The organism is Pseudomonas sp. NPDC089734, from assembly GCF_044748865.1.
GTDB lineage: Bacteria > Pseudomonadota > Gammaproteobacteria > Pseudomonadales > Pseudomonadaceae > Aquipseudomonas.
In genome coordinates this window covers 97,845-112,279 of sequence record NZ_JBIVGV010000005.1, presented here as the reverse complement: position 1 = coordinate 112,279, position 14,435 = coordinate 97,845, and the positions used below count along the sequence as shown (strand labels likewise).

Annotated in this window: 11 protein-coding genes and 1 riboswitch; of the genes, 8 read left to right on the top strand and 3 right to left on the bottom strand. The window is 60.7% G+C overall.

What is annotated here, in order from left to right; all coding sequences use genetic code 11:
* Nucleotides 1–16 precede the first annotated feature (16 nt).
* From ACIPY9_RS08500 to ACIPY9_RS08475, 6 genes are all read left to right on the top strand, one after another.
* Nucleotides 17–2,839 (top strand): insulinase family protein, encoded by a 2,823-nt coding sequence (locus tag ACIPY9_RS08500; RefSeq protein ID WP_400699356.1) that lies wholly within the window; start codon nt 17–19, stop codon nt 2,837–2,839.
* Nucleotides 2,836–4,512 (top strand): ABC transporter ATP-binding protein/permease, encoded by a 1,677-nt coding sequence (locus tag ACIPY9_RS08495; protein ID WP_400699353.1) that lies wholly within the window; start codon nt 2,836–2,838, stop codon nt 4,510–4,512. The genes ACIPY9_RS08500 and ACIPY9_RS08495 overlap by 4 nt, the downstream gene beginning before the upstream one ends.
* Before the next feature lie 49 nt (nt 4,513–4,561).
* Nucleotides 4,562–4,777: riboswitch (cobalamin riboswitch) on the top strand.
* A 133-nt stretch (nt 4,778–4,910) separates the two neighbouring features.
* Nucleotides 4,911–5,924: an ABC transporter substrate-binding protein gene (locus tag ACIPY9_RS08490; protein ID WP_400699350.1), complete on the top strand. Its 1,014-nt coding sequence runs from the start codon at nt 4,911–4,913 to the stop codon at nt 5,922–5,924.
* Nucleotides 5,921–6,943: a FecCD family ABC transporter permease gene (locus ACIPY9_RS08485; protein WP_400699347.1), complete on the top strand. Its 1,023-nt coding sequence runs from the start codon at nt 5,921–5,923 to the stop codon at nt 6,941–6,943. The genes ACIPY9_RS08490 and ACIPY9_RS08485 overlap by 4 nt, the downstream gene beginning before the upstream one ends.
* On the top strand, nt 6,940–7,731 hold the full coding sequence (locus tag ACIPY9_RS08480; protein ID WP_400699344.1) for an ABC transporter ATP-binding protein: 792 nt from the start codon (nt 6,940–6,942) through the stop codon (nt 7,729–7,731). The genes ACIPY9_RS08485 and ACIPY9_RS08480 overlap by 4 nt, the downstream gene beginning before the upstream one ends.
* A 22-nt stretch (nt 7,732–7,753) precedes the next feature.
* A complete protein-coding gene (locus ACIPY9_RS08475) occupies nt 7,754–8,191 on the top strand; it encodes a pseudoazurin (protein ID WP_400699341.1) in 438 nt (145 codons plus the stop codon).
* A gap of 7 nt (nt 8,192–8,198) precedes the next feature.
* On the opposite strand, the gene ACIPY9_RS08470 is transcribed toward ACIPY9_RS08475, so the two are convergent.
* The gene (locus ACIPY9_RS08470; protein ID WP_400699339.1) at nt 8,199–8,693 is read right to left on the bottom strand and encodes a GNAT family N-acetyltransferase; all 495 of its coding nucleotides are present in this window, start codon (nt 8,691–8,693) and stop codon (nt 8,199–8,201) included.
* Between the two features lie 450 nt (nt 8,694–9,143).
* Between ACIPY9_RS08470 and nirB the strand changes: the two genes are divergently transcribed.
* Nucleotides 9,144–11,705, top strand: a complete 2,562-nt coding sequence (gene nirB, locus ACIPY9_RS08465) for a nitrite reductase large subunit NirB (RefSeq protein ID WP_400699336.1) — start codon at nt 9,144–9,146, stop codon at nt 11,703–11,705.
* Nucleotides 11,705–12,070, top strand: coding sequence for a nitrite reductase small subunit NirD (nirD, locus tag ACIPY9_RS08460; protein WP_400699333.1), 366 nt, complete (start codon nt 11,705–11,707; stop codon nt 12,068–12,070). The genes nirB and nirD overlap by 1 nt, the downstream gene beginning before the upstream one ends.
* On the opposite strand, the gene ACIPY9_RS08455 is transcribed toward nirD, so the two are convergent.
* Nucleotides 12,067–13,413, bottom strand: coding sequence for an ATP-binding protein (locus tag ACIPY9_RS08455; RefSeq protein ID WP_400699330.1), 1,347 nt, complete (start codon nt 13,411–13,413; stop codon nt 12,067–12,069). The genes nirD and ACIPY9_RS08455 overlap by 4 nt on opposite strands.
* The gene (locus ACIPY9_RS08450; RefSeq protein WP_400699327.1) at nt 13,414–14,106 is read right to left on the bottom strand and encodes a response regulator transcription factor; all 693 of its coding nucleotides are present in this window, start codon (nt 14,104–14,106) and stop codon (nt 13,414–13,416) included. It abuts the gene before it with no gap.
* Nucleotides 14,107–14,435: the final 329 nt, after the last annotated feature.

Below are 14,435 nucleotides of genomic sequence, written 5' to 3'. Positions count from 1 at the left end.
TTAACCGAGAAGCCTGATGAAAAAGATAATCATGAGCCTGTCCGGCTTGCTGATGCTGGGCGCGTGCGCCCAGTTTCCCGCCAGCACTGCGCCCCGTGCCTGGGATTCCCAGGTCATGCGCGGCCATCTGACCAATGGCCTGGAATACCGTCTGGTGCGTGAAACCAGTCAGCCGGGCAGGATCGATGCGCGCCTGACCGTGAAAGCCGGCTCCGTGGATGAAGAGGACGATCAGGTGGGCGTGGCCCATATGGTCGAGCACCTGAACTTCTATAGCCGTGCCGGACAGGAAGACACTATCCGCCACCTGATGAACCAGTGGGGCTGGGTTCAGGGGCGTCATTACAACGCCATGACCAACTACGACCGCACCCTGTACATGCTCAGCCCTACCGGCGGCGCAGCGCAGACCGAGCAGGCCTTGCAGGCACTTTCGACCCTGACGCTGGCCCACGACTACACCGCGGACAATCTGGAGCAGGAACGCCCGATCGTCATCGAAGAATGGCGCGGCGGTCTGGGGGTAGCGCAGCGCATGAACGATCAGCGTACCGCCTCGCAGCGAATCGGTTCTCGCTATCCGGAACATCGCACCATCGGCAACGAAGCGGCGATTCGCTCGGCGACGCTGGCCGAGTTGCAAAGTTTTGAAAAACGCTGGTATGTGCCCAACAACATGGTGCTGACCATCGTCGGCGATATCGACCCTGCCACTTTGCCCGCCCGTATCGAACACTGGTTCGGCAAGGCCAGACCGGCAGACCTGCCCGAGAAGAGCTATCGGGAGCTGCCACTCGACAATCAGTTGAAAATCGTTCGCCTGCAGGACAGCCAGAGCGGCAGCAATCAGGTCGCTCTGCTGTTTCGTCTGCATGAGCCCGCCAGCCGAGCCTCCACCCAGGATGGCTTGCGTGAACGGCTGATCGACCGCATGACCCTGTCGGCCCTGCTTGACCAGTTGCGCCTTCAGCCCCTCGAACCCGGCGTGCGCAGCCTGACCGTGCAGAAGAGCCTGATCGGTGATCAGTCCAGCGTATTGGGTGTTGCAGCAGGCGTGGAAGGTGACGCTCATGACGTTGCATTGAAACAATTGCTGACGGAGATCGAGCGCGTTCGGCGCTTTGGTCTGCGTGAGGCCGATCTGAATCGGGAAAGAGACAGTATTCGCGCCATCGCTCAGAAGATGCTGGCGAAAGACGAGGCTCGCACGTTCGAGCAATGGGTCACCGAGCTCAGCGATGCCGCGAATCAGAATCGCGTTGTCATCGCCAGACATGACCTCGCCTTGCAAAACCTCGAAGCGCTCGACAGCATCGACCTCAAGGACTTGAACCAGCGCCTGAAAAGCTGGACTGACAGTCCGGACCGCGTGCTGCAATTGTCGGCTCCCGGTCTGCGGCCGCTGACACTGCCGACGGTCAACGCCGTGAACGACCTGATGACTCAGGTCCGGAACAGTCCGCTGGACGCACCGCAAGCCGCCCCCATCACAGCCTCGACAGAACCCGAGGCTCTGCCCGCCTTGCCTGCCGCACTGCCCAAAGGACAGATCGTGAAGCGCAAGGCGTTCGCCGAGCAGAAGGTCGAATACTGGCACTTGAGCAACGGCGACCGTCTGGTCTGGCTCAAACGCAATGGCGAGAACGGCCGGTTCGTGATGCAGGCGGATTCCAGTGCCGGTTTCATGACCACCGAGATTCCGGCCTGGCGCAGTCAGATGGCAACGCAACTGGCGGAACAAAGTGCTCCGCAAGGCTGGAACGAAGAGCAGATCCGCCGCTGGCGCTCCGAGCAAGGCGTGAACCTCTCCTTCGATCAGGAAGCCAGTCGCCTGCACGTGGAACTGTCGACGATCGACAACAAGAAAGACCTTCCCTCGCCGCAGCGCCTCCAGGCCATGCTCCAGGCCTATCGTCTGAGCCAGTCGCCAGCCGGGATCGACAGCGACGCGTTCGAGGAGGCGCGCGATGAGTTGATCGAGCGTCAGTCACGCAATACCGACAATGTCCGCGAACGTCAGGACAAGGCCTTGCGCACACTGCAATACGGTGAGGATCACTGGCAGACGCCCACTCCGGACGACCTTCAGCGGGTACAGCCCCTGGACCTGAACGCCGACTGGAAACGTCTGAGCCAGGCCCCGGTGACCTACTACCTGATGGCCGATATCGACGCCAGCACGCTCCAGCCGGTGGTCGAGCAGGAACTGGCCAGCATTCTGCGCGGCAAACCGCTCAAGACGAGTCAGCAACAACAGCGCAGCGGCCAACACACTCAGGAACTGGCCATCGGCATCGAACCACGCGCCATGCTGTATGCCTTCAGCTATCACCCTCGCGCCTGGACACCCGAGGATGCCGCCCGTGTTTCCACCCTGAAGGACATTGCGCTCAAGGCCCTCAAGGAGCAGTTGCGCGGAGAAGCATCGGGGGTCTATCGACTGACATTCGACAGCATGCTCAACCAGCAGACCCAGCGCATCGAAAGCCGCCTGAACTTCAGCAGCGACCCGGCCCGTGTGGAAGAGCTCTGGCAGCTTGCCAGAAGCACGCTCGCCACACTGCCGAAAACCATCAGTGAAAAAGACATTCTTGCAGCCCGAAAAACGCTGATTCACCAGGAAAAACTGCGCCGCGACGATCCGCAGACCCAGATGCGCCGTCTGATTCTCAGTGATCGTTACTGGGGGGACCCACGCTACCTGAGCCAGCAACAGCAATTGACGCAAGCCCTGACGGTTCCGGCACTCAAGCGTCTGGCCGGTGAACTGTTCGATCCGCAGAACCTGGTCCAGTTGCGCCTGTTGCCCGTACCGAAAAGCGTGGTAGCCGGACAATGAAAACCCTGAGAACCTTCTACGCCCTGGCCAGCCCTTACTGGCTGGACCGCAGGCAATGGCTGTCCTGGGTGTTGCTCCTCAGCGTGATCGGCATGGGCTTGCTGGTGGTGCAGATCAACGTCTGGATCAACGCCTGGAGCAAGACGTTCTACGACACCCTGGGCGAGTTCAAGACCGAAGCGCTCTATTCCCTGATGGGCCAGTATTGCCTGTACATCGCCGGTTACGTGGTGATCGTTGTCTACCTGGAATGGCTGCGCAAGGCGCTGGTGCTGCGCTGGCGCAGAGCGATGACGAAAACCACCATCGAGGCCTGGATGCAGGGCCAGGCCTATTACCGTCTGGGGCTGACCGGAGAACCGGACAACCCGGACCAACGGATTGCCGAGGACGTGGATCTGCTGGTGGATCGCAGTGTCGAACTGCTGGCCTCGTTCATCATCAACCTGGCTCAGGTGCTGGCATTCGCGGGGGTGTTGTGGAACCTCTCGGGTGTCCTGAATTTCCAGGTGCTGGGCCATGACGTCACGATCCACGGCTATCTGCTGTGGGCTGCCGTGCTCTACACCGCACTGGGCACCGCCTTCACACACTTTCTCGGTAGCCCCCTGCAACCGTTGAACTTCCAGCAACAGCGTTATGAAGCGGACTTCCGTGCCAGCCTGCTGCGCAAACGCGACCACGCCGAACAGATTGCACTGTATGGCGGCGAAGCGGCCGAAAAACGGCAGCTGGGCGAACGCTTCGAGCACATTGCAAGCAACTGGTGGCAGTTGATGGAGCGCATGCGCAAGTTGCAGTTCTTCACCGTGAGCTACGACCGGGTCAGCCGCATCATCCCGGTCTTCGCCGCCCTGCCCGCCTTTCTTGCCAAGACCATTACCCTCGGTGGTCTGATGCAGATCCGCAGTGCCTTTACCGCGGTTCAAGGCTCGCTCAGCTGGTTCATCGACGTCTATCCACGGCTTGCCGCCTGGAGCGCTACCGTGGAGCGTCTCGGTCAGTTCCAGCAGGCCATCGAGGCCACTCGCGGCCAGGTTCGGGATATCGAGCGCACCGCAGCACTGCGAATAGAGGGTCTGCAAATCCACCGGCCAGATGGCAGTGTGCTGCTCGACAACATCAATGCCAGCGTCCACACGGGCGAATGGCTGCGTATCGAAGGCCGTAGCGGCCTGGGGAAATCCACCCTGTTGCGCACGTTGCAAGGTTTGTGGCCCTACTATCGAGGCGACTGGGCGTTGCCCGGCGGATCGAGCCTGCTGATTCCGCAACAGCCTTATCTTCCCGAAATGCCACTGCGCCAGTTGCTGACTTATCCGGCCACCGAATGCCCGTCCGATGCACGCCTCGTTCAAGTGCTGCACCGGGTCGGGCTGTCGAAGCTGGAACATCGTCTGGACCATCAGACCGAATGGACCCGCGAGCTGTCCGGCGGTGAACAACAGCGTCTGGGCCTGGCCCGTGCCCTGCTGTATGCGCCACAGACGCTGTATCTGGACGAAGCGACCAACCAGCTGGATGACCAGAGCGCCTGCCAGTTGCTCAAGGTCATTCGGGAGGAGCTGCCCGATACCCTGGTGATCGGTATCAGCCATCAAACCAGCGTGGCCGGTCTGTTCCAGCGGACACTGAATCTGCAGCCCGCCACTCACTCCGCAGCCACGGCATGACCGGGGGGCAGGCTTCGCGCAAAGCATTAGCCACTGCCCCCCTTATCGTTTACCATCGCGCCCCGTCGGTTTCCGAGAGGAACTAACAGGGAATTCGAGAGCCCCGTCATACACGGGGCTCAAACGAAACTGCCCCCGCAACTGTAGGCATCGAGTCAGCTCCATCATGGCCACTGGGTATTTCCGGGAAGGCCGGGGCAAGCCAGATTGGCTGAATGACCATGACATGCCAGTCAGGAGACCTGCCGACCTGCATATTCACTGACCGGCGGGGTGTCCGGGAAGGACATCCGCACGCCGGTCCACGGCGACCTTGCCCTGCTTCCCAGCGCAGTGCCGAGGATGTGTTTCCTGTCTGTACATTGCACCTTGCACGTACGAAACGGAGATCGCATTACATGTCACTGCCTCGCCTTGCCGCACTCATTGCCGGTCTGAGCCTGTCCACCCTGACGCTGGCCGCGCCCACTCAATACCCGCTGACGGTCGAGAACTGTGGTCTGAAGCTGACCTTTGCGCAGGCTCCGCAAAGGGCCGTGACCATTGGCCAGTCCGGCACTGAAATGCTTTACGAACTGGGTCTGGGCGACAGGCTGGTGGGCACGTCGTTGTGGTTCAACGATGTACTGCCTCAGTTCAAGGCTCAGAACGACAAGGTCGAACGTCTGGCGGACAACGACCCCAGCTTCGAGGCCGTCATCGGCAAGCGCCCGGAACTGGTCGCCGTCCAGCTGGAATGGATGGTCGGAGCCCAGGGTGTGGTCGGCACCCGCGAACAGTTTCATGACTTGAAGATCCCTACCTACATCATGCCGTCCGACTGTGAAGGCAAGGACAATCTGGTCGGCGCTGACGGCACGCGTCTGGAGCCTTTTCGCATCGACACCATCTACAAGAGCATCGAACAGCTCGCGCAGATATTCGATGTGCAGGATCGCGGCCAGCAACTGGTTGCACAACTGCGCAATCGTCTGGCCCATGCGGTGGCGAACGTGAAGCAGAACAAGGCCCGTGATGTGTCCGCCGTGTTCTGGTTCTCCAGCGCCGATATCGATATCGACCCTTATGTGGCCGGTCGCAAGGGTATTCCGGACTTCATGCTCAATAACCTGGGCATGCGCAACATCGTCGAATCCGATGAGGAATGGCCGACCGTGGGCTGGGAAACCATTGCCAAGGCCAACCCGGACATTCTGGTGATTGCGCGCATGGACCGTCGCCGCTTCCCGGCCGACGACTATCGCAGGAAACTCGAATTCCTCAAGTCCGACCCGGTGACCCGCAACATGGATGCAGTCAAGCATGACCGTATCGTGATCATCGACGCCGATGCCATGCAGGCCAGCATCCGCCTGTTCACGGGTATCGAAGAGCTGGCCGAAGCGGCCAATCGCTACAACGCCGCGCAATGAGACTGACCACGGCGCTCATTCACACACTCTGGGTTTCGGCAGTGCTGTTGCTGGCCATTGTCGCCGGTGCGGCCATCGGTGAAACCAGCATCAGCCTGCCCGTGGTTTTCCAGGTGTTGGCGAACAAACTCTGGGCAGCCGGGTATGTGCTCGATCCGATCGATGAAGGCATTGTCTGGAACTACCGCCTGACGCGCGCCATCGTGGCCGCCGCCTGTGGCGCGGGGCTGGCCATTTCCGGAGTGGTGCTGCAATCGCTGCTGCGCAACCCGTTGGCCGACCCTTATCTGCTGGGCATTTCGGCGGGCGCCTCGACCGGTGCTGTGCTGGTGGCCATCCTCGGGTTGGGTGCCGGGGCCATTTCCATGTCGGCAGGTGCTTTCGTCGGCGCCCTGGCGGCCTTCTCGCTGGTCGCCCTGCTCGCCCGCTCCTCCCACGGCTCGACCACCGCCGGGCACATCATTCTGGCCGGCATCGCCGGATCGCAACTGTTCAATGCACTGACGTCGTTTCTCATCACCAAGTCGGCCAGTTCCGAACAGGCCCGCGGCATCATGTTCTGGCTGCTGGGCAACCTCAGCGGCGTCCGCTGGCATTCGGTGTGGCTGGCCGTGCCGGTGGTGCTGATCGGGCTGCTGGTCTGCCTGTGGCACCGACGCTCGCTGGATGCTTTCACATTCGGCAGCGACTCGGCCGCTTCACTCGGCATTCCGGTAAGGCAGGTACAGGTCATGCTGATTGCCTCGGCGGCACTGGTCACCGCAGTGATGGTGTCCATCGTCGGCTCCATCGGTTTTGTCGGGCTGGTGATTCCCCACGCCGTACGCATGATCGTCGGGGTGCGGCATGCGCGACTCATACCCTTCAGCGCACTGAGTGGCGCGCTGTTCCTGGTGGCCGCCGATGTGCTTTCCCGAACCCTCATCAAGGGCCAGACAGTCCCCATAGGGGTCATCACGGCCCTGATCGGAGCACCGGTCTTCGCACTGATTCTCGTCAGGGGGAAAACCTCACGATGAACGCGTTCTCGCCTGTCGCCGATGTGGCCACTCTGACGTGCTCCGGCCTGGGCTACTCGGTCAAGGGCAAAACCCTGCTTCAGGGTGTGGACCTGAGCATCGTTCCGGGTGAAACCCTGGGCATTGTCGGCCCAAACGGTTCAGGGAAATCGACCCTGCTCAAGTTGCTCTCCGGTATCCAGATGCCCACCAGCGGGCAGGTGCAGCTCAATGGTCAGGCGCTGACAGGCATGAAGCGGCGCGATATCGCCCGCCTGCTGGCCGTCGTCGAACAGCAGGCCGATACCAGCGACGCCATTACGGTACTCGATGCCGTCGAACTGGGACGCACCCCCTGGCTGTCGGCTCTGGAGCCCTGGAGCGACAACGACGACAGCATCGTTCGCCAGGCCTTGCAGGATGTCGACATGCTGCACCTGATCCAGCGTGCCTGGCACACCCTCTCCGGTGGTGAGCGTCAGCGTGCCCATATCGCCAGGGCACTGGCCCAGCGCCCGCAGATATTGCTGCTGGACGAGCCCGCCAACCACCTGGACATCCAGCATCAACTGTCGATTCTGGGGCTGATCAGGTCATTGCCGGTCACCACGGTGATTGCCCTGCACGATATCAATCAGGCCCTGGAATGCGACCGTGTGGCGGTCATGGAGAACGGCCGGATGGTCGCACTGGGCGTGCCGGCCGACGTGCTGACACCCGAGCGCCTGCTGAGCACGTTCGGCGTCAAGGCCCACTGGCTGACCGACCCCTTCGACGGCGCGAAAATCCTGCGCCTGCTCCCTCACTGACCGAATCCGGAAACCTGTGAATATGCGTATTCCTGCTGCACTGACCCTGCTCCTGCTGACTTGCTGCCCACCAGCCATGGCCCAGACCTACGAAGTCAAGATGCTCAACCGTGGCGCGGCGGGCAGCATGATCTACGAGCCTGACTTCCTGCATATTGCACCGGGCGATACCGTGAAGTTCGTCGCGACCCACAGCAGCCACAATGTAGCCTCCATTCCACAACTGCTGCCGGCTGGCGCCACCGGTTTCAAGGGCAAGATCAACGAACAGCTTGAACTGACCCTAGACACACCCGGCTTCTACGGCATCCAGTGCATCCCCCATCTGGCGATGGGCATGGTGATGCTGATTCAGGTGGGCGAACCCGCCGAGCCGTCACCTGCCATACCGACCACCCTGCCCGCACGGGCCAGTGAACGACTGAATGCCATCATGGCCCGGGAGCTTTTGTCGCGGTGACAGCCCTCTAACGCACACACTGCATGTGCGTTGTCTGCCAGACCGGGTCGTCTTCCACATCGACCGTCACGAACCCCTGCTTTTCCCAGAAGCGGATCGCACCCGGCAAGAATGGATGGGTGTGCAGATACAGCACTTCGACGCCGTGGGCATCGGCCTGTGCCTTGAGCGCTTCATACAGCCGCCCTGCCAGCCCGGCGCCTCTGAATTCGTGACAGACGAACAGGCGCACGATCTCCACGGTCCTGCGCCCCGAGTAATCCAGTTGAGGAAAACGGTGGTCGTAAGGCAGATAGCCGATGGCGGCGATGATCTCGCCTTCGCAACGGGCGATCAGAAACTTGCCGGTCTCTGCGCCCAGATACACCTGTTCAAAATTCGCCAAATCGGCCGGGACCACAGTGGCATCGAGCATCGGGAAGATTTCGGCGCGAGAGCGCATGACAAAATCGATGGTCTCGCGGATGTCGGCAGGCTGGACTTCAGTGAGGATGATGTTCATGACAGCAGATCGGGTCGGGGGATCGCAGGGTAATACAAATGATGCGTGTACAGCGTGTGTGGGACCGGATTTATCCGGGAAGAGGCCCGTAGATTCCAACACATGCTTCGCCATGAAGAATGCCTTCCCGGATAAATCCGGCCCTGCAGGGCACGCATACATTTGTTTCAGGGATGCACGGATTTACAGCATCGCCAGACCCTGATGCACCAATGCAAAGCGGACATCGACTGCTTTTCTCAGACAAAAGCCCCCGAAAACAGGCGTTCTCCCAGGCTGGCACACCCCCTGCATAGTCCTGCACAAGATGATTCAGGTGCATCCGGCAACGTCGCCCGATGCCCTCCCAAAACAGAGATGAACGACAGGCAAAGACGCCTGGAACCGAAAGGTTCCGGGCGTCTTTTTTTTGGCTTTGAAAAACCTGATGGGCCTCGGCCGGGACTTGATATGAACACCACAGTCTTCCCCCTCAACGATGTAAAGACCCTGATCGTCGTCGGCAACGGTATGGTCGGTCATCATTGCGTCGAGCAATTGATCGCAGGCGGCGCTCTTGATCGCTATCGCATTCATGTGTTCGGCGAAGAACGCCAGCGTGCCTATGATCGCGTGCACCTTTCCGAATACTTCACCGGCCGCGATGCCGAGTCACTGGCCATGAGCGATGCGAGCCTTTATGAGCAAGCCGGGCTGACCCTGCATCTGGGCGTGCCGGTGCTGGAGATCGACCGCGAACGTCACGAGATCATCACCGCCGAAGGCTGCTTCACCTACGACAAGCTGATCATGGCCACCGGCTCGTTTCCGTTCGTACCGCCCATCGAAGGGGCTCAGGGCGACTCACGCCTGGTCTATCGCACCCTCGAAGACCTGGACACCATTCGTTATGCCGCCTCCAGAGCGCGTCGTGGCGTCGTGGTCGGTGGTGGCCTGCTGGGGCTGGAAGCCGCCAATGCACTCAAATCCCTGGGGCTTGAAGCCCATGTGGTGGAGTTCGCGCCACGCCTGATGCCGGTGCAACTGGACGATCATGGCGGCGCGGCCCTCAAGGCGCGGATCGAGGCGCTGGGAGTGGGTGTACATCTGTCCCGCGCCACGCAGTCCATCAGCGACGGCAAGCAATACCGCTATCGCATGAACTTCGCCAACGACGAATTTCTGGAAACCGACCTGATCGTATTCTCTGCCGGCATTCGTCCGCAGGATGCACTGGCACGCCAATGCGAGCTGGAACTCGGCCCGCGCGGCGGTATCGCTATCGATGAACACTGCCTTACCAGCGACGCGGATATCTATGCGATTGGCGAGTGCGCGGCCTGGAACGGCAGCGTCTTCGGACTGGTCGCACCGGGTTATCAGATGGCCCGTAGCGTGGCCGCGCAGCTTTGCGGGCAAGAGGCCGATCCTTTCTTCGGTGCCGACATGTCCACCAAACTCAAGCTGCTCGGCGTGGACGTCGGTTCGATTGGCGATGCCCATGGCGCACTGGCCGGTGCGGTCAGCTATCGCTTTATCGATGAAGCCACTGCCAGCTATCGTCGCCTGGTGGTGTCGGCCGATGGCAAACAGGTGCTGGGGGCGGTGCTGGTCGGCGACAACAGTTACTACGACACCCTGCTGCAATACGCCCAGAACGGCATTCCCCTGCCCGCCGATCCATCCAGCCTGATCCTGCCCCGTGGCGAAGGCGCACCGACCCTGGGTGCCGATGCCCTGCCCGCCACGGCGACCATCTGTTCCTGCCACAACGTCAGCAAGGGTTCGATCTGCTCGGCCATCGATGCGGGCTGTACCGACCTGGCCAGCATCAAGACCCAGACCAAGGCCTGCACCGGCTGTGGTGGCTGTGCGGCCTTGCTCAAACAGGTCTTCGAGCATGAACTGATCGCCCGGGGTGTCAGCGTCGACAAGAGCCTGTGCGAGCACTTTGCCTATACCCGTCAGGAGTTGTATTCGATGGTTCGCGTCGAAGGCATCGAAACCTTCGAGGAACTGCTTGCCCGCCATGGCAAGGGTGCCCATGGCTGCGATATCTGCAAACCTGCCGTCGGCTCGATCCTGGCGTCCTGCTGGAACCGGCCGATCACCGATCCCTCACTGGTGCCGTTGCAGGACACCAATGACACCTTCATGGCCAACATGCAGAAGAACGGCACTTATTCGGTCGTACCGCGCATTCCCGGTGGCGAGATCACCCCGGACGGCCTGATTGCCATCGGTGCGGTGGCCAAGAAATACGACCTGTACACCAAGATCACCGGCGGCCAGCGCATCGACCTGTTCGGCGCGCAACTGCATGAACTGCCGGATATCTGGGGTGAGCTGATTGCGGCCGGCTTTGAAACCGGGCATGCCTACGGCAAATCGACCCGCACCGTGAAATCCTGTGTGGGCAGTACCTGGTGCCGGTATGGTGTGCAGGACAGCGTGGCCATGGCCCTGCGTATCGAGGATCGCTACAAGGGATTGCGCTCCCCGCACAAGCTCAAGTTCGCCGTCTCCGGCTGTACCCGTGAATGCGCCGAGGCACAAAGCAAGGACGTAGGCGTCATCGCCACCGAAAAGGGCTGGAACCTCTACATCAGCGGCAACGGCGGCATGCGTCCGCGTCATGCGGAGCTGTTCGCCACCGATCTGGATGACGAAACCCTGATTCGCTACATCGACCGCTTCCTGATGCTGTACATCCGCACCGCCGACAAATTGCAACGCACCTCGGTCTGGCGCGAATCCCTCGAAGGTGGCCTCGACTACCTCAAGGCCGTTGTGATTGATGACAGCCTGGGCCTGGCCGCAGAGCTGGAGGCGCAGATGCAACTGGTGGTCGATCGTTATGAATGCGAATGGGCCAACGCCCTCAAGGACCCGGAAAAGCTCAAGCGCTTCCGCACCTTCGTCAATGATCAACGCAGCGATCCGGACGTGCATTTCGTCAAGGAACGCGATCAGCGTCGCCCGGCAAAAACCGAGGAAATCACCCTGATTCCACTGTTCAAGGAGGTGGTCTGATGAACCAGTCCAATAGGGCCTGTGCCGAAACGACTCAATGGCAGGCACTCTGCACACGCCGGGATCTGGTAGCCAACTCAGGCGTAGTGGCCTGGCTTGATGGCGCTCAGGTCGCACTGTTCTATCTGCCTGAAACCGACGAAGGCGAAAAGCTCTATGCCATTGAAAACCGCGACCCCAAGTCCGGCGCCAATGTCATTGGCCGTGGCCTTCTCGGGCAGATGGGCGGAGAACTGGTGATCGCTTCGCCGCTTTACAAACAACACTTCCGCCTGCGCGACGGGGCCTGCGTGGAATACCCGGAACAGCAGCTTGAGGTATGGCCTGTACGCCTCAACGGCGAACAGGTGGAGATTGCCCTTTAACCGGCAGACGCCTGCAGCACGACGCGCAACCCGGGTTGCGCGTCCTCCAGCAGCAGCTCGTAACCATGCGTACTGGCAACTGCCGCGACGATGGCCAGCCCCAGCCCGGCCCCACTCACGCCCGGATCGCGTCGCCCCCGGGCAAAACGGGTCAACACCGTCTTGCGCTCACTCCAGGGAATACCGGGGCCGCTGTCCTGAACCTCGAGCCGGGTTCCCTTGGTGCCAGCCGTCAGACGCATCAGGATACGTCCACCCTCAGGAGTGAACTTCAAGGCATTGTCCAGCAGGTTCATCATGGCTTCGGCCAGCAATTCACGGTCGGCCAACAGAGGCGCGACCTCTTCGAGCTCCAGTTGCAGCCGGATCCCTGCCTCCTCCGCCACCGCTTCATAGTCCTCGAATAACTGCTCCAGCAGCAGTCGGGGTGGAAAATGCGCCATGCCCGCACGGCGCGCATTGCTGTCGATCTCGGCAATACGCTGCAAGGCGCGAAAGCGTCCCAGCAGAATATCCGCCGCGTCGAGAGACTTTTCCAGGCGGTTTTTCAACTGCTCCTTGGGCGACTCATCCCACTCCATCAGGGCACGATGCAACTGGGCGCGCAGCTTGTTCAGCGGTGTGCGCAGGTCATGGGCAACGTTGTCCTCGACGCTTTTGACTTCATCGAGCAGGCATCCGACCTGGCAGACCATCTGATTCACCAGCGACGACAGCACATCGAGCTCATCGCCCTTGCCTGTCACGGGCAGGCGTTGGGAAAAGTCGCCTTCAGCGATGCGATGGCTGATGACCTGAACGCTACGCACCCGACGCAACGGCCCTGCGCCCAGCAATACGCCGAATACCAGACCGCCCAGAATGATCAGAGCCGCACTCCAGCCCAGCGAATACAGGAGGATTTCGCGCAGGCAGGCCAGCGTTCTGGCGTCATAACCGACCAGCAATATCTGGCCGTTGTCCAGACGCCGGGCGATGGCCTTGTCGCCGAACCGAAACCCCGACTCCCGCCAGTCATGGGGCTGCCCATCGATCGGGAGGCCTTCGGGCAAGGCCTTGAGCTGCCCATACAGGCCATTGCCTTGCGGGCTGAACAGGCCATAAGAGATCACTCTCCGCAGGTCCCCCCTTTGCAGCCGGTCAATCTCCTGAGGCAACTGCCCGACGTCCAGATACGACAGCTGCCTCATTTCGCTCAGCACCACGTCTTCGGCCTGGCGCGACATGTAATTGGCCGTGTGCCAGTAGATAAGACTGACCAGAGCGATGACGCCCACCAACAGGACGGCAGCATAGGTGAACGTGAGGCGGAAAGCCGTCGTACGTGACAGACGAGCGCGCATTCAGTGATCCCGGCCCGTGGTCACCAGTACAAAACCCGAGCCACGCAGGGCATTGACCGTCGCGACACAACCGATCGCATCCAGTTTGCGACGCAGACGGGTCAGGTGGACATCGATCAACTTGGTACCGGGGTCGAAGTGATACCCCCATACCGACTCGAAGATCAGTGCCCGGGTCACCACCGAACCGGCGTTGCGCATCAGGAATTCCAGCAGCCTGAACTCTGTCGGCGACAGGGCGATGCACTGATCTGCGCAGTGTATTTCGCGGCTCAGTAGATCCAGTGTCAGATCCTCCACCCGCAGGAACGTCTCACGCTCGCGGGTATCGCCATGACGGCGCAGCAGCACTTCAATGCGTGTGGCCATTTCTTCGGAGACAAACGGCTTGACCAGGTAATCGTCGCCCCCGGCACGCAGCCCGCGAATCCGGTCATCCACATCCGTGAGCGCACTGATCATCAGCACAGGCGTCTGTACACCGGAACGACGCAGGCAGGTAATCACTTCAAGCCCATCGATGCCGGGCAACATGCGATCAAGGGTAATCGCGGCAAAATCGCCGCTGAGTGCGCGTTGCAACCCTTGCTCACCATCACCCACGCATTCGACAGCAAAGCCTACGCGCCTCAGTTCCGAGGCAATTTCATGGGAAGTGTCGCTGTCGTCTTCGATACACAGGACTTTTCGCATTCGGTTCTCCGTTCAGCCTCGGCCCGAATGTTAACAAGTCTGTACGTCCGATCGGGGAAATCGCCCATAAAAAAGCCGCCACAACAGGGTGGCGGCAATCAAAAGAGCAATTGAAGCGATGAGATCTTCAATTCGACCCGAGACTAACAAGTCAATATTTCTGCCAAAAGTTAAATATTTGTAACCGTCGTTTTATTGCAACCAACATGCCCCGCACAACAGACATGCTATAAGTACCAGCGGCGCGATACACAGGTCGGTTTCCGATAACCCGGCCCATAATCATTCTTCAATATCGCGACCTTCAATAATTATCAGACGGGCGCTTG